The 24,366-nt window shown below is 70.7% G+C and carries 23 protein-coding genes; 12 read left to right on the forward strand and 11 right to left on the reverse strand.

Annotation, left to right across the window (positions count from 1 at the left end; all coding sequences use genetic code 11):
- Positions 1 to 47 precede the first annotated feature (47 nt).
- Positions 48 to 1,481, reverse strand: coding sequence for a proline--tRNA ligase (proS, locus tag BSB02_RS25975; protein WP_084962822.1), 1,434 nt, complete (start codon positions 1,479 to 1,481; stop codon positions 48 to 50).
- A gap of 76 nt (positions 1,482 to 1,557) precedes the next feature.
- Here proS and BSB02_RS25980 point away from each other — a divergent pair, with 76 nt between their 5' ends.
- The gene (locus BSB02_RS25980) at positions 1,558 to 2,409 is read left to right on the forward strand and encodes a DUF72 domain-containing protein (protein ID WP_084962824.1); all 852 of its coding nucleotides are present in this window, start codon (positions 1,558 to 1,560) and stop codon (positions 2,407 to 2,409) included.
- A 63-nt stretch (positions 2,410 to 2,472) separates the two neighbouring features.
- Here the strand turns inward: BSB02_RS25980 and BSB02_RS25985 are convergent, their stop codons facing one another.
- The 4 genes from BSB02_RS25985 to BSB02_RS26000 form a co-directional block, all read right to left on the reverse strand.
- A complete protein-coding gene (locus BSB02_RS25985) occupies positions 2,473 to 2,991 on the reverse strand; it encodes a DUF1707 SHOCT-like domain-containing protein (protein WP_084962988.1) in 519 nt (172 codons plus the stop codon).
- Between the two features lie 35 nt (positions 2,992 to 3,026).
- On the reverse strand, positions 3,027 to 3,830 hold the full coding sequence (locus BSB02_RS25990; protein ID WP_084962826.1) for an ABC transporter permease: 804 nt from the start codon (positions 3,828 to 3,830) through the stop codon (positions 3,027 to 3,029).
- On the reverse strand, positions 3,827 to 4,807 hold the full coding sequence (locus tag BSB02_RS25995; protein WP_084962828.1) for an ATP-binding cassette domain-containing protein: 981 nt from the start codon (positions 4,805 to 4,807) through the stop codon (positions 3,827 to 3,829). The genes BSB02_RS25990 and BSB02_RS25995 overlap by 4 nt, the downstream gene beginning before the upstream one ends.
- Before the next feature lie 163 nt (positions 4,808 to 4,970).
- A complete protein-coding gene (locus BSB02_RS26000) occupies positions 4,971 to 5,513 on the reverse strand; it encodes an EXLDI protein (RefSeq protein WP_206184886.1) in 543 nt (180 codons plus the stop codon).
- Positions 5,514 to 5,696: 183 nt separating this feature from the next.
- Here BSB02_RS26000 and BSB02_RS26005 point away from each other — a divergent pair, with 183 nt between their 5' ends.
- The gene (locus BSB02_RS26005; RefSeq protein ID WP_084962830.1) at positions 5,697 to 8,315 is read left to right on the forward strand and encodes a tetratricopeptide repeat protein; all 2,619 of its coding nucleotides are present in this window, start codon (positions 5,697 to 5,699) and stop codon (positions 8,313 to 8,315) included.
- Between the two features lie 10 nt (positions 8,316 to 8,325).
- Here BSB02_RS26005 and BSB02_RS26010 read toward each other — a convergent pair whose 3' ends face one another.
- Positions 8,326 to 8,919 (reverse strand): helix-turn-helix transcriptional regulator, encoded by a 594-nt coding sequence (locus BSB02_RS26010; RefSeq protein ID WP_206184887.1) that lies wholly within the window; start codon positions 8,917 to 8,919, stop codon positions 8,326 to 8,328.
- Positions 8,920 to 9,183: 264 nt separating this feature from the next.
- On the opposite strand from BSB02_RS26010, the gene BSB02_RS26015 reads away from it, so the two are divergent.
- Together BSB02_RS26015 and BSB02_RS26020 are read left to right on the forward strand one after the other, a co-directional pair.
- The gene (locus tag BSB02_RS26015; protein ID WP_084962834.1) at positions 9,184 to 9,435 is read left to right on the forward strand and encodes a hypothetical protein; all 252 of its coding nucleotides are present in this window, start codon (positions 9,184 to 9,186) and stop codon (positions 9,433 to 9,435) included.
- A 222-nt stretch (positions 9,436 to 9,657) separates the two neighbouring features.
- On the forward strand, positions 9,658 to 11,319 hold the full coding sequence (locus tag BSB02_RS26020) for a hypothetical protein (RefSeq protein ID WP_143591144.1): 1,662 nt from the start codon (positions 9,658 to 9,660) through the stop codon (positions 11,317 to 11,319).
- Positions 11,320 to 11,756: 437 nt separating this feature from the next.
- Here BSB02_RS26020 and BSB02_RS26030 read toward each other — a convergent pair whose 3' ends face one another.
- A complete protein-coding gene (locus tag BSB02_RS26030) occupies positions 11,757 to 12,599 on the reverse strand; it encodes an alpha/beta fold hydrolase (protein ID WP_084962839.1) in 843 nt (280 codons plus the stop codon).
- A 116-nt stretch (positions 12,600 to 12,715) separates the two neighbouring features.
- Positions 12,716 to 13,147, reverse strand: coding sequence for a MarR family winged helix-turn-helix transcriptional regulator (locus tag BSB02_RS26035; protein WP_240506659.1), 432 nt, complete (start codon positions 13,145 to 13,147; stop codon positions 12,716 to 12,718).
- 54 nt (positions 13,148 to 13,201) lie between these two features.
- Between BSB02_RS26035 and BSB02_RS26040 the strand changes: the two genes are divergently transcribed.
- Entirely contained in the window at positions 13,202 to 13,591 is a 390-nt protein-coding gene (locus tag BSB02_RS26040) for a PPOX class F420-dependent oxidoreductase (protein ID WP_084962841.1), read from the forward strand.
- Positions 13,592 to 13,678: 87 nt separating this feature from the next.
- Positions 13,679 to 14,332: a class I SAM-dependent methyltransferase gene (locus BSB02_RS26045; protein ID WP_084962843.1), complete on the forward strand. Its 654-nt coding sequence runs from the start codon at positions 13,679 to 13,681 to the stop codon at positions 14,330 to 14,332.
- Here the strand turns inward: BSB02_RS26045 and BSB02_RS26050 are convergent.
- Entirely contained in the window at positions 14,316 to 15,548 is a 1,233-nt protein-coding gene (locus BSB02_RS26050) for an erythromycin esterase family protein (protein ID WP_084962845.1), read from the reverse strand. The two genes, BSB02_RS26045 and BSB02_RS26050, sit on opposite strands and share 17 nt — an antisense overlap.
- A gap of 125 nt (positions 15,549 to 15,673) precedes the next feature.
- On the opposite strand from BSB02_RS26050, the gene BSB02_RS26055 reads away from it, so the two are divergent.
- The 3 genes from BSB02_RS26055 (at position 15,674) to BSB02_RS26065 (ending at position 17,119) form a co-directional block, all read left to right on the forward strand.
- Positions 15,674 to 16,039, forward strand: a complete 366-nt coding sequence (locus BSB02_RS26055; RefSeq protein WP_143591148.1) for a hypothetical protein — start codon at positions 15,674 to 15,676, stop codon at positions 16,037 to 16,039.
- Between the two features lie 49 nt (positions 16,040 to 16,088).
- Complete coding sequence (locus BSB02_RS26060) at positions 16,089 to 16,460, forward strand: cupin domain-containing protein (protein ID WP_084962850.1); 372 nt, start codon at positions 16,089 to 16,091, stop codon at positions 16,458 to 16,460.
- A gap of 104 nt (positions 16,461 to 16,564) precedes the next feature.
- Positions 16,565 to 17,119 (forward strand): DM13 domain-containing protein, encoded by a 555-nt coding sequence (locus BSB02_RS26065; RefSeq protein WP_084962851.1) that lies wholly within the window; start codon positions 16,565 to 16,567, stop codon positions 17,117 to 17,119.
- Positions 17,120 to 17,138: 19 nt separating this feature from the next.
- Here the strand turns inward: BSB02_RS26065 and BSB02_RS26070 are convergent, their stop codons facing one another.
- Positions 17,139 to 18,989: a DUF4142 domain-containing protein gene (locus BSB02_RS26070; protein ID WP_143591150.1), complete on the reverse strand. Its 1,851-nt coding sequence runs from the start codon at positions 18,987 to 18,989 to the stop codon at positions 17,139 to 17,141.
- A 233-nt stretch (positions 18,990 to 19,222) separates the two neighbouring features.
- Here BSB02_RS26070 and BSB02_RS26075 point away from each other — a divergent pair, with 233 nt between their 5' ends.
- Positions 19,223 to 20,536 (forward strand): PHB depolymerase family esterase, encoded by a 1,314-nt coding sequence (locus tag BSB02_RS26075; RefSeq protein ID WP_206184889.1) that lies wholly within the window; start codon positions 19,223 to 19,225, stop codon positions 20,534 to 20,536.
- Positions 20,537 to 20,765: 229 nt separating this feature from the next.
- The gene (locus tag BSB02_RS26080; RefSeq protein WP_240506660.1) at positions 20,766 to 22,067 is read left to right on the forward strand and encodes a M28 family metallopeptidase; all 1,302 of its coding nucleotides are present in this window, start codon (positions 20,766 to 20,768) and stop codon (positions 22,065 to 22,067) included.
- A gap of 157 nt (positions 22,068 to 22,224) precedes the next feature.
- Here BSB02_RS26080 and BSB02_RS26085 read toward each other — a convergent pair whose 3' ends face one another.
- A complete protein-coding gene (locus BSB02_RS26085; RefSeq protein ID WP_240506661.1) occupies positions 22,225 to 23,679 on the reverse strand; it encodes an MDR family MFS transporter in 1,455 nt (484 codons plus the stop codon).
- A 339-nt stretch (positions 23,680 to 24,018) separates the two neighbouring features.
- Here BSB02_RS26085 and BSB02_RS26090 point away from each other — a divergent pair, with 339 nt between their 5' ends.
- Positions 24,019 to 24,351, forward strand: coding sequence for a hypothetical protein (locus tag BSB02_RS26090; protein ID WP_084962859.1), 333 nt, complete (start codon positions 24,019 to 24,021; stop codon positions 24,349 to 24,351).
- Positions 24,352 to 24,366 lie beyond the last annotated feature (15 nt).

Consider the following 24,366-nt stretch of genomic DNA (forward strand, 5'->3'; position numbering starts at 1 on the left):
GGCCGTGCGTTGCCCTACGGCATCGGGCACGGCGGGCACGGCCGCCGTCAGTAGGCCCGGCCGAAGACGACGCGCTTGCCGTACGCCGAAGGACTGCCGCACCGGACGCACGGCCCTGTCTCCGGGGCGCCGTCCAGCGGCACGCATCGGGGCGTCGCGGCGGTCTCGGCCTTGACGGCCTCCTCGCACGCCGGATCCCCACAGTGCAGCGCCACGGCCCACCCCGTGGCGACGGCCTCGGCGAAGGCGTCCCACGTCTCGGCCTCGCGCGTGTGCGCGTCGCGGAACTCGGTGGCGCGCCGCAGGAGGAAGCCCTGGAAGTCCTCCAGCACCCCCGGCATGACGCCGGGCACCGCGTCCAGCGCGACCGTCTGCTTGCCCTCGTCCCCGAGCCGCCTGGCCATGACGACGGTCCCGGACTCCAGGTCGCGCGGGCCCAGCTCCAGCCGTACCGGCACGCCGCGCAGTTCCCAGTCGTGGAACCGGAACCCCGGCGACAGCTGCGCGCGGTCGTCGACGTGCACGCGGACGCCGGCCGCCCTGAGCCGCGCGGCCAGGTCGCGGGCGGCGTCGGACGTCGGCCCGCCGCGGCCGATGGGCACGATCACGACCTGGTACGGCGCGAGCCTGGGCGGCAGGACCAGGCCCCTGTCGTCGCCGTGCGTCATGATCGCCGCGCCGATCATGCGGGTCGTCATGCCCCACGACGTGGTGTGGCACAGGTCGAGCCGGCCGGCGGCGGAGGTGTAGCGGATGCCGAAGGCCCTGGCGAAGTTCGTGCCCATGTAGTGGGAGGTGCCGGCCTGGAGCGCCTTGCCGTCGCGCATCATGCCCTCGACGGTGAACGTGCGCAGCGCGCCGGCGAACCGCTCCCCCGGGGTCTTCTCGCCGGGCACCACCGGGATCGCCGCGACGTCCCGCGCGACCTCGGTGTAGAGGCCGAGCGCCAGCATCGTCTCCCGCATCGCGTCCGCCTCGTCGGCGTGCGCGGTGTGGCCCTCCTGCCAGAGGAACTCGGTGGTGCGCAGGAACGTCCGGGGCCGCAGCTCCCAGCGGACGACGTTGGCCCACTGGTTGAGCAGGAGGGGCAGGTCCCGGTGGGAGGAGATCCACCTGGCCATCATCTCGCCGACGATCGTCTCGGAGGTGGGCCGCACCACCAGCGGCTCCTCCAGCTCCTTGCCGCCGGCGTGCGTGACGACCGCGAGCTCGGGGGAGAAGCCCTCGACGTGCTCGGCCTCGCGGCGGAGGTAGCTTTCGGGGATCAGCAGGGGGAAGTAGGCGTTCTCGTGGCCGGTGTCCTTGATGCGCCGGTCCAGCTCCGCCTGGAGGAGCTCCCAGAGGCGATAGCCGTACGGCCGGATGACCATGGTGCCCCTCACCGGTCCCCGGTCCACCAGCTGCGCCTTGACGACCAGCTCGTTGTACCAGGATGAGAAGTCCTCGCTCTGGGGAGTCACACCGCGTTCATCACGTGCCATGCACGGACGGTAGCGCCGGGCGCCGCGCGCCCGCCTCTCATTTTCGCCCGCCTCCCGCCTCGGATAGCGTCGAGGCATGCGGCTTCATGTGGGATGCGCGATGTGGACTCACGCCCCGTGGCAGGGGCGCTACCTGCCCCATCCCCTCCCGGCCGCCGAGCGGCTGCGGGCCTACGCGACCTGGTGCAACGCGGTCGAGGGCAACACGACCTTCTACGCGACCCCGGCCAGGGCCACCGTGGAGCTGTGGGCGCGGCAGACCGCTCCGGACTTCCGCTTCGTGGTCAAGCTCCCCAAGGCCATCACGCACGAGCGCCGCCTCACCGGCGGCGAGGAGGAGCTGCGGGCCTTCCTGGACGCGATCGAACCGCTCGGGCCGCGGGCGCACGCCCTGTGGATCCAGCTGCCCAAGTCGTTCGGCCCAGGCGACGTCGGCGCCCTGGCGGGGTTCCTCCGCGGGCTGCCGCGGTCCCACAGGTACGCCGTCGAGGTCCGGCATCCGGCCTTCTTCGCGGACCCGCGTGCGGAGCAGCTGCTCGAGAGGGTCCTGGCGGGCGCGGACGCCGAATGGATCCCGTTCGACACCGTCACGCTCTTCGAGAGCCCGCCCGCCAGTGACGCCGAACGCGACGCCTGGACCAAGAAGCCGCGCGTGCCACGCCGGGACAGGGCGCTCACCGGCCGCCCGATCGTGCGCTACATCGGCCGGGACTCCGCCGAGCACACGGTCCGGGGCTGGCAGCCGTGGATCGGGACGGTCGCCGGATGGCTCCGCGAGGGCCGCACGCCGACCGTGTTCGTCCACACGCCGGACAACGCCGACGCGCTCATGCTCGCCCGGCGTTTCCACGACGAGGTGCGGGCCCGGGTGCCCGAGCTGGAGCCGCTGCCCGAGCCCGCCCCGGTCGAGCCGCTGACCCTTTTCTGAGCGTACGGACCTTTTCTGACCGTACGGACGGCCGGACGCGGTGGTCACGCGCCCGGTGCCGGATCACTTGCGCGCGGTGCGGACGCGCAGGCTGCCGTACTCGAGCTCGCCGCTGATCTCGACGTACGGCCGGCCCGGCTGCGCGGGTCCGTCCGCCTTGCAGGTCACGCTGCCCCACACGGTGCGCACCCTGTCGGCGTTCACGGTCGCGCCGGGCGGCAGGACGACGGTGGCGGAGCCGTACGTGAGCCGGAGCTCGATGGCGATCACCGGATGCCGGATGAGGGCGCGGGACAGGTCGAGCCGCACCTTGCCGAACTCGGAGCGGACGCGCAGCCGGCGCGGGACCCGCCAGGCGCCCGTCCGCCGGATGTGCCCGCCCGTGGAGGCCAGCTCGACCGCCTCCTCCTCCGGCAGGTCGGCGACCGCCGGCAGCAGGTCGCCGAGCGTCCTGGCCGTGAGCACCCGCTCCAGCCGTTCCTCCATCTCGCCGAGCTCCAGGCGGCCGTCGGCGAACGCCTGCTGGAGCCGCTGGAGGGCGTTGCCGCGTTCCTCGTCGGAGACGAGTGTCCGTGGTTCCATGCGCGCCGACGCCTCCCCGGGCGGGTCGAGCGGGATCACCGGCTGACCGCCCTCTTGTAGAGCCGGGTGGCCAGGGGCACGAAGACGATCAGAAGCAGCGCGGACCACAGCAACGTCGCCGTCACCGGATGACGGAGCGGCCAGGCGTCGGGCACCGGCATGGCCGCGCTGGTGTTGCCGAACAGCTCGCGGATCGCCTGGATGACGGCCGAGACGGGGTTCCACTCGGCGGCCACCTGTAGCGGCCCGGGCAGGCGGGTGCTGTCGACGAAGGCGTTGGACAGGAAGACCAGCGGCATCGACACGATCGTGGCGATGTTGTTGAACACCTCGGGCGTGCGCAGGGACAGCGCGACCGTCGCGGTCACCCACGAGAAGGCGTACGCGAACAGCAGCAGCACCAGGAAGCCCAGCACGGCCTCGTGCGGCGCCGAGTGGATGCGCCAGCCGACGACCAGCCCGACCAGGGCCATGGAGACCAGGCTGGCGACGTTCATGAGCACGTCGCCGAGGGTCTGGCCGATCAGCACGGCCGAGGGCGCCATGGGCAGCGTGCGGAACCGGTCGAAGATGCCCTTCTGCAGATCCAGGGTGAGCGTGTAGCCCGTGATCTGCGCGCTCATCACGATCGTCTGGACGAAGATCCCCGGGAGCATGTACTCCCGGTACGACATGCCCGGCAGCTCGATCATGCTGCCGAAGACGTACGCGAACAGCAGCACGAACACGATCGGGAACGTGATCGCGCCGCCCAGCAGGTCCGGCGCCCGCCGGATCTTGAGGATGTTGCGCTTGGTGATCGTCACGCCGTCGGCGAGGGCCGTCTGAAGGGCGGTCATCGGCTGTACTCCTTGCTCTTGGCGCTCTTGGCAGGTTCTCCGGCCTGGTGTCCGGTGAGGGTGAGGAAGACCTCGTCCAGCGTCGGCCGCCGCAGGACGGCGTCGCGTACGGCGACGCGCTCGGCCGCCAGCAGGCCCAGGGCCGAGGTGAGCGCGGCCGTGCCGGTGCTGACCGGGATCGTCAGCCGCAGCGTGGCGGCGTCGGCCCGCGTCTCCCCGGCCGCCACGGGCGCCAGGGCGCGCCGTGCGACGTCGACGTCCTCAGGGCGGCTCAGCGTCAGCTCGACCCGGTCTCCGCCGACCTGGCCCTTGAGCTCGTCGGCGGTGCCGAGGGCGATCACGCGGCCGTGGTCGACCACGGCGATCGTCTGGGCGAGCCGGTCGGCCTCCTCCAGGTACTGGGTGGTGAGCAGCACCGTGGTGCCGCCCGCGACGAGCTCGGCGACGACGTCCCACAGGCTCGCGCGGGCCCGGGGGTCCAGCCCGGTGGTGGGCTCGTCGAGGAACAGCACCGGCGGGTCGGCGACCAGCGCGCCCGCCAGGTCCAGGCGGCGTCGCATGCCGCCGGAGTAGCCGCGCACGGGGCGGTCGGCCGCCTCGGTGAGGTCGAAGCGTTCCAGCAGCTCGCGGGCGCGCTGCTTGCTGCGTCTGACGCCGAGGTGGTAGAGGCGGCCGACCATCTCCAGGTTCTCGGCGCCGGTGAGGTGGTCGTCGACGGCGGCGTACTGGCCGGAGGCGCCGATGCGGGCGCGCAGCCGGTCCGCCTCGGCCACGACGTCGAAGCCGGCGACCGTGGCACGGCCGGCGTCCGGCCGCAGCAGGGTGGTGAGGATCCGCACGGTCGTGGTCTTGCCAGCGCCGTTGGGGCCGAGCAGGGCGAACACGGTGCCCTCGGGGACCGCCAGGTCCACCCCGTCGAGGGCGACCACGTCGCCGTACTTCTTGACCAGCCCTTCGGCCAGGATGGCGGGGGACATGAGGGTTTCTCCTTCGCTCAGGTTTCCGGGGAGTTTCAGGGGACGACGGGTTTCTCAGGGGACGACGGGTTTCTCAGGGGACGACGTGGTTTTCAGGATTTTTCTGGCATGACGGGATGGCGGGCGGTCGCCTGTCGACCGTCCGGTGCGATGACCGATGGAGTTAGATGTCGAGGTCCTCCACGACGGGACGCTCGACGAGCTGGGCGATCATGTCGTAGAACTCGTCCGGCACCTTGCCGCGCAGCTCCTCGACGGTGTCGACGACCTCGAGCGTGGCGTCGCCCTGGACGAAGCCCCAGCTGGAGTCGCTCAGGCCGAGGTAGGTGCGCCACGTGCCGCGGGAGAACAGGCTCTCCAGCCAGTTCTCCCCTTCCGAGTTGTCCGTCCAGTCGGGCGAGCGGTTCACGTGCAGGACGTACTTGCCCTTACGCGAGCGGTACACCCGGAAGGTCTCGACCCGGCTGCCGGTCGTGCGCCCCCACTCGCCGAGCAGTACTCCCGAGAAACGCAGCTTGCGGCCGGCACCCGGGCCGACCTGGACGACGACCTCGTCGTAGCCCTCCTGGCGGCCCTCCTCAATCTCGACGTAGCGCCGCAGCGCCACGCTGATCGCCGTCGACAGCTTGCCCCCGGCGAGCTCCTGCGCCCGCTGGAACAGCGGCAGGTCCTCGTCCGAGACGTAGATCGTTTTGTTGGGCATCATCATCCATCCTCATCCCGTATACGTATAAGGCTACGTATACGGTTCCCGGTTGGCAACGGTCGTTTTTCGGTGACATGAGCGGCGGCGGGGCCGGCGGTATGAATGTGGCTTTTCCCGGCATGCGTTTAGGCGTAATCAAGAGGAGTGGGGACAAAGGGCTGGCAGCGTGCGGCTTATGGCGGGTTGACCGTCTTCGTCCTGGCGGCGATCGTTTCCGTAGGGATACGGGCGGGCTGGTGGGAGGCGCCGGAGGGGGAGAAGGCCCCTGGCTGGGAGTGGCTGGAGCGCATCAGCTGGATGGCCGGCATCGCGGGCGGCGTCATCAGCTGGCAGTCGTTACGGCTCAGCCGCAGAACGGCGATCGGCGTCCCTGGCGGTGAGGAGAGCACGCTCGCTCCTTCTCCTCAGCCCGCTGGCGACGGTGCGACACCGCAGCCGGCCGGCCGATACCCGGATCTCCTGGATCGCGGAAAGGAGAGCGAGGAGCTTCGGTCGAAGCTGCTCGACGGTTCATGGGGCGTCATCGTCGTGCGCGGACGGCAGGGCGTGGGAAAGTCGAAGCTCGTCCGCGCGGTGGTGGACGGCCTCCAAAAGGAGGCCCAGGGTGAGGACCGGCCACGGATATGCTGGCACGACGCGGTCCCGGGCAGGCGGGTGGACGTCAAGACGCTGATCGACGTCCTCGAGGGAGACGGCACCGGGCCGGCGGCTGGCATCAAGCCCGGTGAGTTATCGCTCACCCGGTTCCGGGCGGCCCTGGAGGCGCTCGGCACCACTCCCGTGGTGATCGTCATCGACTGCGCCGAACACCTGATCGACCGCAACAGTAAGCACCTCGTCGACTTCGATCTGGACGAGGCGTTCGAGATCCTCGCCACCACCCGGGGACACCGCGTGACGGTCGTGCTCGTCACGCAGCTCTCCCCCGATTCCCGGGAGAGCACCTGGCCCCAGGTGGCGTACACCATTACCGTCTCCGGCCTGCCGCCCGAGGAGTTCGCCGCCTTCTTCGGCGAACTCGACAGGAACCGCGAACTCGGCCTGGACCGGGACCCCGGTGTGCTGGACACGTTCTACGCGAAACTCCAGGGCAACCTCCGTCTCGCCGAGCTGGCCTACGCGGTCCTGACCGACAGGGGGATGATCGCGCGGGACCTCGCCGACGAACTGTCCGGAATCCAGAACAAGGACGTGCCGCAGGCCCTCACCTACCGTGTGATCGAGAGCCTCAACCCGCTCCAGCGCCGGGTACTGGAGGTCCTCGCCGCCTTCGCGACGCCGGTCCGCGTCGACGCGGTGGCGGAGCTCCTCGCCGGGGAGTGGCCGCAGAAGGAGGTCGCCGGCGCGCTCCAGGTGCTGCTGAACCGGCGTGTCGTCCGTATCGCCGACGGCGACCGCTACTACCTGACGCCGTCGGACGCGGGCTGGCTGCCCGAGGACAGCGAACAATGGAGGAATCTGTTGCTCGCGGCCGCGGATGCGCTGTGGCGGCGTAAGGAAGGCCACCCTCGCGGCATCGACGACCTGCACCTTCACTTCGCCGCGCTGGACGCGCTGCTGCGAGCCGGGCTTTACGAATCGGCCTATGAATGGATCCAGCACATTGATGGGGTGCTCCGCGACTGGAACTGCGCGTTCATGCTGCTCGACCAGCGCGAAACCATCAGGGGCAGGATGGAGGACTCCCACTGGGAGATGGCGAACGAGACCGTGCTCGGCGACCTCTACGCGTCGCGCGGACGGTTCCGCGAGGCGGCGGAGGCGTACCGGAGGGCGCTGGACTACTCGGAGGCCCGCAACGACCCCACCAGCCGCACGAAGATCCGCTTCAACCTCGCGACGATGTACTGGCAGCAGAACCGGATCAAGGAGGCCTGCGAGGAGTACGCCGTCGCCCTGGCGGAGGCGAAGCAAGCGGGCAACCTGCAACTCCAGATGGGCCCGCTCGAAGGGCTGGCCGACTGCCACCGGCGCTGGGGCGAGTACGACCGGGCCGTCGAGTACGCCCGCCAGGCGCTCGCCCTGCCGCGGCTGCCGGAGTATCCGTCGGGACAGCGGGCTCAGGCCGACGCCGCGACCCGAACCGTCAAGATCGCGTTGAAGCTGGCCCGATGGCATGCCGAGCTGGGGAAGATGTCCGACGCGGAGCGCCTTCTCGACGTCGCCAAGGAGGAGCTGCCCGCTCGCGAGGGCGACCGGTTGCGGGCCGCCTACCTGGACGCGTACGCCGACTGGCTGCTCGACGAGGATGACATCGCGGGGGCGATCCGGCAGGCGTGCAGGGCCGAGGAGCAGGCCCTGCGGGTGCACGACCCTGTCGTCCTGCTCCAGTCGCGGACGACTCTCTGCCTCGCCCACCTGAGAAGGGAGATGTACGGCGAGGCCGCACGCGCCATCGAGGGAGCCGCCCGGTTCAGGCAGGAAGGCCGCTCCCTCCTCGTGCTCGCCCTGCACGCGCTGGTCGCCCGGCACCAGTCGAATCCCGGCAAGGCGGCCGAGCTCTTCCGGCAACTGCGCAAGGAGGCGACGGAACGGATCGAGCGCGACGGGCGGGACTTCGCCGCATGGGAGTTCAAGGGCTTCGCCATTTGCGGCATCCATCTGGACGACGGCCAGGCCGACCTCTCCGCGGCGATCAGGGCGTTCGAGAAGGCGGGGCGTCCGCTCGTCGCCGCGCCCGGCCTGACCCAGCGCATGATCACTCTGCTTCGGCGGCTGGACAGGACCGGTCGGCGGCCGAACCGGCTGCGTCCGGTGATCGAGGCGGTCTCCGGCATGCTCCACCATCCCGGCGGCGCCTGAACCGGGGCCCCTAACCCGGACGGCCGGCCTCGACGTGGAGCCAGCCCAACTCCTGCGCCCGGATGATCGCCTGGATGCGGGTGCGGACGCCCATCTCCTTGTACAACGACTGCAGCAGCCTGAACATCGCCCGCTCCGAATACCCGGCCCGGTCAGCGAGCTGCGCCACCGTCGCGCCGGCCGCCAGCTGGCGCAGCCACGCCAGCTGCTCCGGGGTCGGCGACCGCGAGGTTGTGGCGCCCGCGGGCATGTCCCGGGCGAGCGCCGCGGCGACGGCCGCCGGCAGCACTGCCTGACCGTCGACGGTCGCCTCCACCGTGCGCCGCAGCGTCCCCGCCGACACCTCACGCGGGAGCACCGATCGGGCGCCGGTCCGCACCGCCTTCACTCCCAGCACCGCCACGTCCTTCCCCACCAGCGCGATCACGGCATCCGTCGCCTCCGCGTCCCGTAACTTCGCGAGCACATCCCAGTCCTGCTCACGCTCCAGCGTCAGCAGCACGAGGCTCCGCCGCCCGGGACGCAGCCATGCCAGCACGTCCTCCGGCGCCTCGACCGCGTAACCCGCCTCAGACAGCACGACGGCCACTCCCTGCCGGAACATGGGCAGAGGATCCACTACCGCGACATGGACGGTCACCGGTGACCATGGTCCCTTCTCAGGTCGGTACGGCGGCGCCGATGGCCGGCACGCTGACAGCCGAGCGTGAACGGGCACCAGCCTAGGTATCGAGATCCATCGAGCGGCGCGGATCGGCGCGGTGGCCCGGCGGACTCCTGCGGGCAGTCGTCAGGTTCGCGCCACCTTCTGTCGTGGACCTGCACCCGATGCCGTCTTTACCGTCGGGGCACGAGGCTGGGAGGCTCGATGGTTTACGACGACGACACCGACAAGCCTGAAATCCAGATCATCCACACCGACGACCGGGTGGAGAACGACGAGGACGCGCCGCTGCCGTCCGAGGAGATCCGCCGGCTCATCGTCGAGCTGGTCACCAAGGACCCGACGCTCCGGGAGTACGGCATCCGCGACCGTCTGCGGAGTCGCAATTACGAGGTGTCGGTGGCCTCGATCAGGCGTTTCCTCGCGCAGATAAGGCCGGCCGACCGGAGAGCCTGACAGCGTGGCCGGACGAGCCCAAGCCCGGCGCGCAGGACCAGTCCGCGCGGCCAGGAGCCGACCGCATCGCTGACGCTGACGGTCGCGATGTCGGCGCCGGAGGCCATGGTGGGCGCGTCCCGGGCGTCCCGCCTGATCCGCGGCGGCAGCCGTACGGGATAACGCCTGGATAACCGCTGTCGGTTACGCGGTGGTTAGCGGGCGTTCGCTGGACTTTGCCGGGTGATCATTCAAGAGGCACCCGCCGCCGTGCAGGCCCGGTTGCGGTGGGCGCTGATCGGGGGATGGATCATCCACCTGCTGGTGCGGCTGTGGCTGTACCGCCATCACACCGGGCCCGTGGCCAACCCCGACGAGGTCGGCTATCTGGTGGCCGCGCGCTGGCTGGCGGGCGGCGCCGACGCCGACTACTCGGGCAGCACCTTCTACCAGGCCGGCTACGCCCTGCTCCTCGTCCCGGCCTATTGGCTGACCAGCGATCCCGAGACGGTCTACCGCATCGTCGTCCTCGTCGGCTCGGCGGCCGCGGCCGGCGCGTTCCCGCTGAGCTACCACGTCCTGCGCAGGCTGGACGTCTCCGGCAAGCCCGCCCTCGTCCTGGCCTTCGTCGCGAGCCTGGGCCCCTCCCTGCTGGTCTTCTCCGGCCTGGCGCTGGTCGACGCGGTCCTGCCCACGGTGCTGCTGGGCTGGCTGCTCGCCGTACACGACCTCCTTCGCACCGGATCGACCAGGGCGGGCGTCGTCGGCGGGGTCCTGTCCGGCTTCGCGATGACCGCGCACATGCGCGGCACCGTCGTCCTCGCGGTGTTCGTCCTGGTGACGGTGCGCGCCCGCAGGTTCGTGCCGCTCGCCGTGGCGGGCGCGGTGGCGGCCGCGGGCTGGCTGCTGAACCGGGCCCTGTCCGCCGCGCTCTACCCCGGCGGCGTCCGCGACCTCGCCGGCCTGCTGCTCAGCCGCATCACCAGCCTCGACGGCCAGGCGTGGGCGGTGTCGGGCGCGCTCGGCCAGCTGTGGTACCTCATCGTCGCCACGTGGGGACTGGCCGGGCTGGGCCTCGCCGCCGGCGTCTCCGCGGCGGTACGGCGCGGCAGCCCCCACCGGCTGACCGCGTCCGCGCTGCTGGTCGTCACGCTGGGCATCGCCTACGCCTCCTCGGCCGCGCTGCCCGACGAGCACCGGGTCGGCAACTACGCCTACGGCCGCTACCTCGCCTGCGTCGCCGTGGCCTGGACGCTGGCCGGGCTGGTGGTGCTGGTCCGCGCCGGGCGGCGGGTTCCGGTACGGCCGGCGTTCTGGGCGGTCGTGCTGCTCGCGGTCTCGGGCGGCGTCGCGGCGTTCTACGCCGGCGACCGGCTGAGCCGCTACTCGTTCATCCTCTTCGACTTCCCGGAGGTCGCCTTCCTCAGCGGCTCGCGTGACTCGTTGCGCATGCTCCCGGCCTCGCTCGCGGCTCTGGCGCTGCTCGCGGCGATCACGGCGGCCGCGTCCCTCGTGCGCCGCCATCGCCTGCACGCGCTGGCGGCCGTCCTGGCCGCGGCGAACATCGCCTTCCTCGCCGACATCGCCCCCAAGTCCGCGCCGCGCGCCGGCCGCGACTGGCTGCCCGCGATCTCCCATGGCCGGGTGGCCGTGGACAGGCGCGTGCACTGGGGGATCCGGGTGCAGCTCGTCCACCGGGTCTGGTGGACGGAGGTGGAGCTGTTCGACGCGGCGAGCGGCCATCCGCCCCCCGGCGTCTGCACGCTCGTCGTCCCGCCGGACGTCGGCCCGCCGCCGCCCGGCTGGTTCGTCGCCGACTCCCATCCGCCGCACTGGACGACGTGGTCGGACGCGAGCGCGTGCGGTGCCGGGTCGTCGGGCAGAATCAGTGGTGAAGCCCTTTGATCTCGGAGGTACGGGTGTCGGAGCAGCCGGACAGTGGACAGCCGACGCCTCGCGGCGCGGACGAGGTGCATCAGTACACCGTGGACCACGTCAGAGACGTAACCCGCGAGGGAAAGATCGTGATCGAGGCCTTCCCCAGTAAGGGACAGGACACCGCGTTCCGGCAGCTGTTCCCCACGACGTACGACCTTGTGCTGGATCACCCTGAGGCCAAGGAGACCGCCGAGGACAAGTAGCGTCACCGCTGTGCGGTGACGACGACCTCACCGCCTGGTGGTGCCCGGAGGTCCCGCCGGCCCGCCGCCTTTCGCTTCAGAACCGCGCCTGTGGCCGGTGCGTTCGCCTGTGCTGAATACTCGGAAGCCGGCACCGCCACGCGCAGCGGTATCCGGCTGTGGCGCTACACGCCGGGGCAGGGGTGACGGGGCACCGCCGGGTCACTTGCCGACGAAGGCCAGCAATGCCTGGTTGACCTCGGCGGCGTGCGTCCACAGCAGGCCGTGCGGCGCGCCCTCGATCTCGACGTAGTCCGCCTCCGGGAACGCTTCATGGAACGGGCGTCCGGTGGAGTCGATCGGGAGGATGTTGTCCTTGGTGCCGTGCAGGATCAGTGACGGCTTGCCGGCGGCGCGGACCGCGGCCACGTCCTCCCGGAAGTCCTCGATCCAGGCGGGCACCACCGCGTAGGCGGCGACCGGGGCGGAGGTGGTGGCGGTGTTCCAGCTGGCGGTGACGACCTCCTGGCTGATCCTGCTGCCCAGGTTCTCGTCCAGGTTGTAGAAGTCCTTGTAGAACTGGGTGAACCAGGCATAACGGTCGGTCCGGGCGGCCTCGGCGATGCCGTCGAACACCGACCGCGGCACTCCGGAGGGGTTGTCGTCGGCCGCCACCAGGAACGGCTCCAGCGACGCCAGGAACGCCAGCTTGGCGACTCGCTCGTGGCCGTAGGTTCTCACGTAGCGGGCGAGTTCGCCGGTGCCCATGGAGAACCCGACGAGGATGACGTCGCGCAGGTCCAGCGTCTCCAGGAGGGTGTTGAGGTCGGCGGCGAAGGTGTCGTAGTCGTAGCCGCTGCCGACCTTGCTGGACTGGCCGAAGCCGCGGCGGTCGTAGGTGACGACCCGGTAGCCGGCGGCGAGCAGCTCGCGGGTCTGGAGCTCCCAGCTGTGCCCGTTCAAGGGGTAGCCGTGGATGAGGACGACCGGCTGACCGGATCCCTGGTCCTCGTAGTACAGCTCGATGGTGGTGCTGTTTTCGTTACCGACGGTGATGTATCCCATGGGGCACTCCTCTCCAACGACCGGCTGTTCTACTCCCGTGGAGGGCAAGCCGCCGGCATGGACGCCGTCCGTACCGAGTCAGGGGTCTCGCTGAGCTGGAGGCGTTTCAGGAGGAGTCATTCCTCGCCGACGGCCTCGCGGAAGCGGTGGAGCAGGTCCTTGAGGGTCGCCCGCTCCTCCGGGGTGAACGCCGCGTTGATCCGCTGCTCGATCACCACGGCCGCCTCGTCGGCGGCGCGAAGGGCCGCATGGCCGGCGTCGGTCAGGCGCGTCTCCAGGACGGAGCCGTGCCAGGGGTGCGGGGTGCGCTCCACGAGCCCTCGCTCCAGCAGGTTCTTCAGCACGACGTTGGAGGCCTGCGGCGTCACCAGGCAGGCCCGCGCCAGCGCGGCGTTGGAGATCCCCGGATGTTCGGCGAGCACGAAGAGCGCGGCGTACTGCGGCACGGTCAGGCCGGCGGTCCTGACCGCCGCGTGCTTGGCGGCCATCAGCACTTGCTCCGTGCGCTTCAGGTCGAGCCCGAGACGCTCCTCGGCGGGCAGTGTCACAGGAAGCACTATACAGGTTTTGATTACCATCAAAGCTTTGATAGCTTGCCGGACATGACCCTCATTCCGGACAGCCACGCCGACCTGCTGACCCGCCCGTTGTTCGCGCACCTCGCCACTCTCATGCCCGACGGCACCCCCCAGGTGACCCCGGTGTGGACGATCTGGGACGGCGAGCTCCTCCGCTTCACCACCACCAGCGACCGGCAGAAGGGCAGGAACGCCGCCGCCAGGCCGCATGTCGCGCTGTCGATCATGGACCCCGGCCAGCCGTACCGCTATCTGGAGATCCGCGGCCGGGTGGAGCGCGTCGATCCGGATCCGTCCGGCGAGTTCTTCGACGTCCTGGCCAGGCGGTACGGCCTGCCGTACCAGCCGCCGGTCGGGGACGCCGAGCGCCGGGTGGTCATCGTGGTGCGCCCCGAGCACGTCACCAAGCAGTAGCCGCTCCCCGCACCCTGACGCGCGACCGCGCAGACTGGGAGTCGGCTGTCGCGGTGACGCCGCCGGAAGCCGGAAGGATGGTGGGGCATGGCTCCCGAGACTCGCGCCGAGCGCCTGCGCCGGTACTGGGACAGGAACGCGGGCTCCTACGACAGGCAGATGGGCTTCTTCGACCGGCGCCTGTTCGGCGACACCCGCGCGTGGATCTGCTCAGAGGCCGCCGGCGACGTGCTGGAGGTGGCGGTCGGCACCGGGCTCAACCTGGTCCACTATCCCGACGGCGTACGGCTGACCGGGATCGAGTGGAGCCCCGAGATGCTCAAGATCGCCCGGCGGCGGGCGGCCGAGCTCGGCAGGGAGGCCGACCTGCGGGAGGGGGACGCCCAGGCGCTCGACTTCCCCGACGGCGCGTTCGACACGGTCGTCTGCACGTTCTCGCTGTGCGCCATCCCCGACGAGCGGCGCGCCGTCGGCGAGATGGTGCGAGTGCTGCGCCCGGGCGGGCTGCTGCTGCTCGCCGACCACGTCGCGGCCTCGGCGTGGCCGGCGCGCCTCGTGCAACGCCTGCTGGAGCTGGTGACCGTACCCATGGGCGGGGAGCACTTCCTGCGGCGCCCGATCGAGCATCTCGGCGAGCACGGCCTCACCGTCGAACGCCACGACCGGTTCAAGCTGGGCATCGTGGAACGGCTCGCCGCGCGCAAGCCCAGCCGGCCGCCCCGGCTCATGTCGCCGCGCTGAAGGCCGGGGGAGCCTGGGTGCGTGAGACGTCCTTGACGAACACGAGCCCGTCGTACTCGGCCAGGTGGGCCGGGTCCAGCGGGGCATAGCCGAACCAGGGGGACACGCGGGGAGCGGGCGTCGCGTCGGCGAGGATGGCGGCCAGCCGGCGGGCGTTGACGAGGCAGCGCTCCTCCGGGAGCGCGTACAGGAGCCCTTCGACGGTGTCCGGGGGCGGGGCGTCCACGCCCTGGTGCCGGATCGTGCCGAGGGCCGTGGCCAGGAAGGCGTACTCCTCGTCCAGGTGGGCGTTCACGATCGCGCCGGCACTCCACCACTCCAGCGGCTGGCCGCCCATGCGCATCGAGCTCTTGTCCCGCTGGAGATGGCTGTTGTGGGCGTGGACCAGCGTCGGGCCCCGCTCGGCCAGGGCGAGCAGGTTGGCGGCCATCATCGAATCCCGCAGCGCGCACAGCCGCGCCAGGCGGCTCGATGCGGCCTCGGCCATCCAGTAGTGGTAGCGCAGCAGGCCGGTGGCGGTGCGCCCGTACAGGCGCGCCCGGTCCCAGTCCTCCCGCGAGGACGCCGCGATCAGGTGCGGCGTCTGCGCGTCGAGCAGCGCCACCAGATCGTCGGCGAGCAGCCGCAGCTGCCCGGCCTCGGCCGACCGCCCCACCGACTGGGAGGGGTCCAGCATCGCGGCGGGATTGGCCCACCGGTCGTCGGCGCCGAGCAGGCGGTCGAGCGTTTCCGCGTCGCAGGGGAGCAGGTCCGCGTCCACCAGGTTCGCGAGGTAGCCGTGCAGCGCGGTGAGGGCCTGCCGGGGGCTCGCGGCCTCGCTGATCTCCAGCGGGCCGTCGAAGCCGGCGAAGCGCAGGTGCTCGGACGCGGGACGGCCCTCGTTGTAGGCGCGCATCCAGCGCACGAGCTCGCGGTTGGCCGCGGACTCGCCCCACCCGTGGCTGAAGCCGCGCTCCATGACCTCGTCGAGGGTGCCCGTGCCCGAGGTGACGTAGTCGTCCACGACCAGGCCCCTCAGGCAGTCGCTCTCGATGGCGATCGTCCGGTAGCCCTCCCGCTCCACGAGCTGCCGGAAGAGCTCGTTGCGCAGGTCGAGCAGCGTGTCCTCGCCGTGGGTGGGCTCGCCCAGGGCAAGCACCCGCGGGCGGGCCGGGAGCAGGCGCATGACGGTGGCGGCCTCGACGGCATGGACGGTGTCCTTGATGTCGGTATCCATGCCTTTAACCGTATCGTTGAACCTCCTGGTGAAACTTTTCCGCGATATTGCCAGGATTTACCGGGTAGAACCTTCAAAACGGGGGCTTCCTTGGGCCGGTTGACCTGGTCCGGTACGCTCCGACCATGACAGTCCGCTCCGGGCCTGTGAAGATCTTCATTGGATTGGCGGTAACGGCTCTCCTGTCGAGCGGGCTCGCGTACGCGGCCCTGACGAGCGTCACCGGTTCGGAATGCACCGCTGCGGAGGAAGACCTGATCCCAGTGCTGAAAGCGCAGAAGATCCTCGCCGTCCACCCGCGCGGCGCCCTCGCCCGGGACGACTACAGCGGATGCTTCCAGGATGATCCGTTCCCCTACGCGGGGAGGTTCTATGAATTCCCCGGCGCCCGGAAGGACTACATCGCCTTCTACGAGGCGGCGGTCAAGGCCGACGGATGGCGGGCTGCCGTGCTGATGCCGCTCGGCGATGCGCGCACGCTTGACGCCTGAGTCGCCGGGCATAGCGTGAATGACGTCTCAATGGTTCGGGGGGATCACCATGACGACGCAGCCGTTCGAGCACGTGTCATTCGACAACCCTGACGAGGTCCGCGAGGGGGAGAACTGGCGGCTGGAGCTGGTCAATCTCGCGGGCGGCGCCCAGGTCGGCAGGATCACCGTGCAGCCCGGCTGGCGGTGGACGGAGCACGTCAAGCCGGTGGCCGGGACCGACCTGTGCATGGCGCCGCATCAGCAGTACCACATCTCCGGGCGCATCCATGTGGTGATGGAGGACGGCACCGAGACGGAGGCGGGGCCCGGCGAGATCACCTCCCTGCCGCCGGGGCACGACGCCTGGGTGGTGGGCGACGAGCCGGTCGTCGCCATCGACTGGCAGGGCGCGTCGGTGTGGGCCCGTCCCGCGACGTGAACCCTGTCAAGCCAGAAAACCATGACGTACTGCCCCGCGGTCGGGTAGCGCGCCGTAACCGACATGTAAGGGCTGACCAGCGCTTTTCGTGGTGGCCTTGACCCATGAAGTTCATCAGGCATCCGGTGACCTTGGCGCTCCTCGGCGTGGGCGCCGTGGCGTTCGCCGTCGCGATGTACCTGTTCCAGCCGTGGCGCCTGTTCACGACCGTCGAGGTGAACGAGGCGTTGCCCACGGTCCCGTCCGCTGCGGGCGACCGTACGGCTGCCGCGGCCTCAGACACCCCGGCGCAGCAGCCGGCGAGCGAGTCCCCGAGGAAGATCGAGGAGATCGCCTCGGGCAGGCTCGTCACGCACGAGCACACGACCACCGGCACCGCGAGAGTGCTGAGGCTGCCCGACGGGTCGCGCGTGCTGCGCCTGGAGAACCTGAAGACCTCCGACGGCCCCGACCTGCGGGTCTGGCTGAGCGACCAGCCGGTCACCAAGAGCTGGTTCAACTTCGACGACGGGCGCTACCTGGAGCTCGGGCATCTGAAGGGCAACAAGGGCAACGCCAACTACCCCATTCCGGCCAACGCCGATCTCGACACGCTGACGAGCGTGACGATCTGGTGCAAGCGGTTCAGCGTCTCGTTCGGGGCCGCGGCCTTGAGGTAGCCCGTGAGAGGAGCGCCGGTCACGGGCCGGTGGGCCGGGGCAGGGCCGTGGCGGGCGGCTCGGTGGGTGCGGGTTCGCCGAAGGGCACCGGGTCGGGAGCGTCGTCGGCGTCGGGCGGAGGCGGCAGCGCGTTCGGGCCGACCAGGCCGGTGGCCTCCAGCATGTCCATGTGGGCGTTGACGAACTTGGCGGAGCGTTCGGCGAAGTCCCGGATCAGCGTGTTCTGGGTGCTGGCGCGGACTTGGGCGATGAGGGGGAAGACCTTGCCGTGGGCCATGCGCAGGCGCATGACGGCGGTGCGGTCGTAGGCGAGTCCCTGTTTGCCGGAGATCTCGGCGATCCAGGCCCGCTGGTCGGCGTTGGGCTCATCGGGCAGGGGCACGCGGAGCTTGGCGGCGACGGATCGGACGTCGGCGTCCAGCTCGACGTGCATGCGGGCGATCTGGCCGAGGTTCTCCCGGGTCCTGGCGCGGGCGGCGCGCTGGGCCGCCTGGCGCCCGACCGGGATCTCCCACAGTCCGGCCAGCCGTACCTTGACCAGAAGGTCACGATCGGCCGGGCTGAGCGGACCCCACTCGGTCGGGACCACCCCGTCCGGGGAGGTCTGCCCGGAACCGGCCGGCTTGGCGGCGGCGACCTCCGGGGGCGGCGGCAGCGCGGCGGCGTCGACGAGGCCGGTGGCCTCCAGCATGTCCATGTGGGCGTTGACGAATTTGGCGGAGCGTTCGGCGAAGTCCCGGATGAGGGTGTTCTGGGTGCTGGCCCGCACTTGGGCGATGGCGGGGAAGACCTTGCCGTGGGCCATGCGCAGCCGCGCCACCGCGGTGCGGTCGTAGGCCAGGCCGTCCTGGCCGGAGATCTCCGCCATCCAGCCCTGCTGGACATCGCTCGGCAGGTCGGGAAGCGGCACGCGCAGCTTGGCGGCGACGGATCGGACGTCGGCGTCCAGGTCGACGTGCATGCGGGCGATCTCGCCCAGGTTCTCCCGGGTCTTCGCGCGGCTGGCGCGCTGGGCGGCTTGCCGTCCGACGGGGATCTCCCACAGCCCCGCCTGCCGTACCTTCACCAGGAGGTCACGGTCGGCGCCGCTGAGCGGGCCCCACTCGGTGGGGGCCGGTTCCTCGCTCGACTCGGGGACGTCCTCGACGGCCAGCCCGTCCGGGGTGGGCAGCGACGCGGCGGCGGGTTCCCGGGGAAGGTCCTCGTCGGGCGGCACGGGGACGGGACCGGTGACCTCCGGGGGCGGCGGCAGCGCGGCGGCGTCGGCGAAGCCGGTGGCCTCCAGCATGTCCATGTGGGTGTTGACGAATTTGGCGGAGCGTTCGGCGAAGTCGCGGATGAGGGTGTTCTGGGTGCTGGCGCGGACTTGGGCGATGAGGGGGAAGACCTTGCCGTGGGCCATGCGCAGGCGCATGACGGCGGTGCGGTCGTAGGCGAGTCCCTGTTTGCCGGAGATCTCGGCGATCCAGGCCTGTTGGTCGGCGTTGGGCTCGTCGGGCAGGGGCACGCGGAGCTTGGCGGCGACGGATCGGACGTCGGCATCCAGGTCGACGTGCATGCGGGCGATCTGGCCGAGGTTCTCCCGGGTCCTGGCGCGGGCGGCGCGCTGGGCCGCCTGGCGCCCGACCGGGAGCTCCCACAGTCCGGCCAGCCGTACCTTGACCAGAAGGTCACGATCGGCCGCGCTGAGCGGACCGCCCCTGGCCTCGACGAGGCCCGGGTCGGCCGGCGTCGGCGCGGTGGAGGCGGCGACCGCCTGGGCGCGCGGGCCGGGGCCGGTCTCGCCGCCCGCCGCGGCGACGCAGCCGCCGAGAAGCACGGAACCACTCAGAGCCGTGATGACGACGATCGGACGCTGTCGAACACGCACGTGCCACCGCTCTCCTTCCGGCTCTTCGCCCGGGCAGGTCACCGGAAGGTACGCAGGGGTGCGCGAGAGGGTTCGGCGCCTTGGGCGGGCAATGCCCGCGGCCGGCCTTTCCGCAGGTAAGCATCCGGCAAAAAGTCCGTCATGGCCCAGGTCGAAGGCGTGATCATGATCTCAGGGGGAAAGGCGTTCCGCGAGTTGGACGGGGGCGTGGGATGCATTCTCGGCGCGTCTTCTTGACCAGGGCTTTCGGAGCGACCGCGCTGGCGCTGGGCGCTGCGGCCTGCGGGTCGGGAGCGACCGGCTCCCGCTGGGTCAGCTTCCCGATACCCAGGGGTACCACGACGTACGGCGGGGCGACCGGCGCCGGGCCCATCAAGAGCGCCACCGCGATCACCGAGGTGTTCGGGAACGGCATGAGGATCGTCGCCGTGGCCGTGGAGTACGACAAGGACATCGACGACACGAAGCTGGCCAGATCGGCCTTCACGGTGAGGGGGCGGACCGTCGTCGAGGTGCGCGCCAACACCTCGGCGGCCACGGCCCAGAAGGGCAGGAACGGGAAATACGTGATCGTCACGCTCTCGCCCGACGACTCCGGCACCTCGCTCCACTATTCCTCGGGGCTCTCCGGCGGCGTGAAGACGGCGAAGGCGTCGGTGACCCAGACCGAGACCGTGACGACGACGGACGACACCACCTATTCGCCGACCGGTACGGCTGTCGCCACCAGCAAGGTGATCAACCCGATCGTCGATGACTTCAACCAGTTCGCGTACAAGGACACCACGACCGGGGACACGCTCCAGTACAACCTGTTCGTCCCCCGGGACTACGACGCCGGCACGGCCTACCCGCTGGTCGTGTTCATGCACGATGCCGCCGCGACCAGCACCGACGTGCTGACCACCCTGGTCCAGGGGCTCGGCGCCGTCTGCTGGGCCAGCCCGGAGGACCAGACCAGGCACCCGTGCCTGGTGCTGGCGCCGCAGTACGCCGGGCTGGTCGCCGGCGACAACTATCAGGCGACCAGCATGCGGGACACCACCGTGAGCCTGATCAGGTCGCTGGCCGGCCAGTACAGCATCGACATGGACCGGCTGTACGCGACCGGCCAGGGGGGCGGCGGCATGCTGGCCATCGCGATGAACATCGCGTATCCCAACCTGTTCGCGGCCTCCTACCTGGTGGCCTGCCGGTGGGATCCCGCCGAGGTGGCCCCGCTCGCCCGGGACAGGCTGTGGATCGTGGTCTCGCAGGGCGACGGCAGCGCCTACCCGGGCATGAGCGTGATCACGGGAGTCCTGGAGAGGGGCGGCGCCAAGGTCAGCCGCGCGGTCTGGAACGGCCGGTCCACCGCGCAGCAGTTCGACGTCCACGTCGACAGGATGGTGGCCGAGGCCGCTTCGATCAACTACGCGGTGCTGGAGAGGGGCACGGTCGTCCCCGAGTGGCAGGCGGACACCAGCCTGAACAACCACCTGGGCACCTGGGCGATCGCCTACGCCATTCCCGGCATCCGAGAGTGGATCTTCGCACAGCGCAGGTGAGCGACCGGACAAGCCAAGACCCCGGCAGAGCAGGGCGGAAGGATTGGCAAATAGTGCACTATCCGCGCATCGGGCGCTGAGCTACGGTCCAGAAAGCGACATCTCGGGGGATCTTGCTCGTCATCGGCCCCTGGAGGAGCCACATGCACGCTTCCCTCCGCAAAGGCGTCGTCAGCGCCGTCACCCTCGCGCGGCGGGCACGCCCGGATACGCCGCCTCCCGCGACTACGTGGCCGGCAAGCTGCGCAAAGCCGGCTACCGGGTCACCCTGGACCCGATCAACTTCGTCGAGAGCTGGGCCGAGAACAGCCCGCCGGTGCTGAACCTGACCGCTCCCACCTCGAAGTCCTACGTCCCCAACGAGGACTACTTCACCTTCCGGCCCTCTCCCGCCGGCGACGTGACCGCGCAGGTGCAGGGCGTGGACCTGGTCCTGCCGCCGGCGCCGAACGCCAACACCTCCACCAGCGGCTGCGAGGCCTCCGACTTCGTGGGATTCGTCGCCGGCCGCATCGCGCTCATCCAGCGCGGCACCTGCCCGTTCGCCACCAAGGTCCGCAACGCCGGGCGAGCCGGCGCCTCCGGCGTCATCGTCTTCAACGAGGGACAACCGGGCAGGACCGAGGCGTTCTCCCTCGACATCGGCGAGTGGCGGGGAGGAGTCCCGATGGTGTTCGCCGACTTCGCCGTCGGCAACGAGCTGGCGAGCACGCCGGGCGCCACCGTCAGGCTGAAGGTCGACGCCACCCTCGTGCTGGGCACCGACCACAACGTCATCGCGGAGTCCCGTTTCGGGGACCCGCGCGACGTGGTGATGGTCGGCGCGCACCTCGACAGCGTCCCGGAGGGCCCGGGCGTCAACGACAACGGCTCCGGCAGCGCGGCCATCCTGGAGACCGCGCTGCAGATGCGGCACTTCCCGGTGCGCAACAAGGTCCGCTTCGCGTTCTGGGCCGCCGAGGAGATCGGCCTGCTGGGCTCCGGCCAGTACGTCGACGAGCTGACCGAGCAGCAGCGCGACCGCATCAGGCTCTACCTCAACTTCGACATGGTCGCCTCGCCCAACTACGCCTACAAGCTGTACGACGGCGACGACTCCGACGGCGTCGGCGCCCCGGCCGGACCGGCGGGCTCGGCCGAGATCGAGCAGCAGCTGAAGGCGTTCTTCACCGGCCGCGGCCTGCCCACCGTGGGCACCGACTTCGACGGCCGCTCCGACTACGGCCCGTTCATCGCGGCCGGCATCCCGGCGGGCGGCATCTTCACCGGCGCCGAGCAGCCCAAGACCGCGGCGGAGGCGGAGCTGTTCGGCGGTACGGCGGGCATCCCCTACGACCCGTGCTACCACCAGGCCTGCGACACGATCGCCAACGTCAACCTCACGGCGCTCGACGTCAACTCCGACGCGATCGCCGACTCCGTCGCCCGCTACGCCTTCAACCTCCGGTCCATTCCCGACCAGGCGGCCGGGGCGTCCGCGGCGACCGTACGCGCCGCCGTACCGGCTGCGGCGGCCGACGCCGCCCGCTGAGCCCGCTCACCCGGAGAGCGGCTGGCCCGGATCGTGCATGGCCGGACAGCAGTCGTCACCGGGAACGGCTCCGGGCCGGGCCCGACCTCGGCGGTCGGGTCCGGCCCGGAGGGTGTCCGCCCGCCGTGGGTCAAGCAAGGCGGGCAGGACGGGGTTGCTAGTGTCCGGCGGCGTGCCCGGCGGCGTTCTCCGCGCGGGCCGGGAGGAGCAGCGCCGTGATGACCACGGCCACCGACAGCACCGCGCCGATGATGAAGGCCAGCTGCATGCCGTCGAGGTTGGCGAGCGTCTCGGTGACTCCCTCGGCCTTCAGCGCGTCGGCTCGCGCGCCCATCACGGTGACCACGAGCGCGGTGCCGAAAGCGGCGGAGACCTGCTGCAGCGTGCTCAGGATCGAGCTGCCGTGGGAGTAGAGCTGCGGGGGAACCGCGCCGAGCCCGAGCGTGAACACCGGGGTGAAGGTCGCGGCCAGGCTCACCATCAGCAGCGCGTGCAGGCCGAGGAGCAGCCAGAACGGCATGGTCATCGTGACCTGGGTGAAGCCGGCGAGCGCGATCATAATGCCGATCGCGCCGGGGATGACCAGCACCCGCCCGCCGTACCGGTCGAACAGGCGGCCGACGGTCGGGCCGAGCAGCCCCATGGCCAGGCCGCCCGGCATCACGAGGAGCCCGGTCTGCAGGGCGCTGAGCTCGCGGATGTTCTGCAGGTACAGCGGCAGCAGGATCATCGAGCCGAGCATCGCCATGAAGGCCACCGACATCAGGACCAGCGCGACCGTGTAGGTGCGGTGGCGCAGGGTGCGCAGGTCCATCAGCGGCACGCCGCGCTTCTGCAGGAACAGCTGGCGGACGACGAAGACCGCGATGGTGGCCAGGCCGGCCGCCGTGATCGCGACGGCGAGGCCGACGTCGCCGCCCTCGAACCGGCTGAGCCCGTAGACCAGGCCGCCGAAGCCGGCCGCGGCGGTCATCACGCTCAGCCAGTCGATGGTGCTGAACTGCGGCTCGCCGACGTTCTTGAGCTGGCGCAGGCCGCCCCAGGTGATCGCGGCGGCGATGGGGAGCACCACGGCGAACAGCAGGCGCCAGGACCCGAACTGGAGGATCACTCCCGACACCGCCGGACCCATCGCGGGCGCGACCGAGATGGCCAGCGTGACGTTGCCCATCACCCGGCCCCGGTCAGCCTCGGGCACCACCTGCATCAGCGTGGTCATCAACAGCGGCATCATCACGGCCGTCCCGGACGCCTGGATGATCCGGGCGCCCAGCAGTACCTCGAACGTCGGCGCGACGGCGGCCAACGCCGTGCCGGCCAGGAACAAGCCCATCGCGGTGGCGTAAGCGTGGCGGGTGGAGACCCGCTGCAGGAACCACCCGGTGATGGGGATCACCGCGGCCATGGTCAGCATGAAGGCGGTCGAGAGCCACTGCGCGGTCTGCTCGGTGATGCTCAGCGCGGTCATCAGCCGGGGGATCGCGTTGATCATGATCGTCTCGTTGAGGATGACCACGAACGTGGCCAGCACCAGGAGACGGATCACGGCCGGCGTGCGACCTGGGGCGGGGGTCTCGGACTTGGCGGGTGGGTCGAGCTGGGAGACGGTCACGGTACCTCGATCGGGGTTGTCGGGCATGACATGGTCAAGGCCGGTGTCCCGGCCTTCGTTCGCATACGTTGTTGTGGTCATGCCAAGACTGACTGGCGACACCGACAAAATTCATCGGCCCGACCCAGCATTCCGGCAAATGACATGAAATGTCACCTGATTTTCCGTCTGTCCGGATGGCCCGGGATGGAGGGTCCCCTTCGTCGAATCTCCCGGCCGGGACGAGAGTTGGAACGTTCCTGACATTGCGCGAAACGGGTGCCGGGTAAGGGCCCGGGAACCGCCTGACCTGCCCGGCCTCGCCGTACCGGAAGGAGGGGGTGCAGATGACGGAGGAGCATGACGCGCGGGGCGGGCGCGGGAGGTCCCGCGGGCGTACGGCGGCCGGAGCGGTTGAGCGGGCGTTCTGCGGTCATCTCCGTTCATGGGACGAGGCTGGCTCGCCTCGTCGGCCGACGTCTGACCAGGGCGCTCCTGGTGTGGGACCTCGATGAGGATGAGTGGTTCACCGCCTGCCCGGTTGTCCTGGACTTCGAAGGCGAACGGGTCGAGATCAACCACTGGAAGTTCGATGAGGTCCCCATCACGTGGATGGGCGAGGCCAGCCAGTTCCCGTCCCAGAAGTCGGTACGGCCGGGATGCATACGGCCGAGAACCTGGATCAGCACATGATCGGACTGCCTCCCT

Source organism: Thermoactinospora rubra (assembly GCF_002093975.1).
Classification (GTDB): Bacteria; Actinomycetota; Actinomycetes; order Streptosporangiales; family Streptosporangiaceae; genus Nonomuraea; species Nonomuraea rubra_A.

Bases quoted from the DNA above. Each gene is read 5' to 3' on its own strand.
- proS (WP_084962822.1), bottom strand. From the start codon at position 1,481: ATGGCACGTGATGAACGCGGTGTGACTCCCCAGAGCGAGGACTTCTCA.
- BSB02_RS25980 (WP_084962824.1), top strand. From the start codon at position 1,558: ATGCGGCTTCATGTGGGATGCGCGATGTGGACTCACGCCCCGTGGCAG.
- BSB02_RS26000 (WP_206184886.1), bottom strand. From the start codon at position 5,513: ATGATGCCCAACAAAACGATCTACGTCTCGGACGAGGACCTGCCGCTG.
- BSB02_RS26055 (WP_143591148.1), top strand. From the start codon at position 15,674: ATGACAGTCCGCTCCGGGCCTGTGAAGATCTTCATTGGATTGGCGGTA.
- BSB02_RS26065 (WP_084962851.1), top strand. From the start codon at position 16,565: ATGAAGTTCATCAGGCATCCGGTGACCTTGGCGCTCCTCGGCGTGGGC.
- BSB02_RS26060 (WP_084962850.1), top strand. From the start codon at position 16,089: ATGACGACGCAGCCGTTCGAGCACGTGTCATTCGACAACCCTGACGAG.
- BSB02_RS26040 (WP_084962841.1), top strand. From the start codon at position 13,202: ATGACCCTCATTCCGGACAGCCACGCCGACCTGCTGACCCGCCCGTTG.
- BSB02_RS25990 (WP_084962826.1), bottom strand. From the start codon at position 3,830: ATGACCGCCCTTCAGACGGCCCTCGCCGACGGCGTGACGATCACCAAG.
- BSB02_RS26015 (WP_084962834.1), top strand. From the start codon at position 9,184: ATGGTTTACGACGACGACACCGACAAGCCTGAAATCCAGATCATCCAC.
- BSB02_RS26010 (WP_206184887.1), bottom strand. From the start codon at position 8,919: ATGTTCCGGCAGGGAGTGGCCGTCGTGCTGTCTGAGGCGGGTTACGCG.
- BSB02_RS25985 (WP_084962988.1), bottom strand. From the start codon at position 2,991: ATGGAACCACGGACACTCGTCTCCGACGAGGAACGCGGCAACGCCCTC.
- BSB02_RS26030 (WP_084962839.1), bottom strand. From the start codon at position 12,599: ATGGGATACATCACCGTCGGTAACGAAAACAGCACCACCATCGAGCTG.
- BSB02_RS26050 (WP_084962845.1), bottom strand. From the start codon at position 15,548: ATGGATACCGACATCAAGGACACCGTCCATGCCGTCGAGGCCGCCACC.
- BSB02_RS26090 (WP_084962859.1), top strand. From the start codon at position 24,019: ATGACGCGCGGGGCGGGCGCGGGAGGTCCCGCGGGCGTACGGCGGCCG.
- BSB02_RS25995 (WP_084962828.1), bottom strand. From the start codon at position 4,807: ATGTCCCCCGCCATCCTGGCCGAAGGGCTGGTCAAGAAGTACGGCGAC.
- BSB02_RS26045 (WP_084962843.1), top strand. From the start codon at position 13,679: ATGGCTCCCGAGACTCGCGCCGAGCGCCTGCGCCGGTACTGGGACAGG.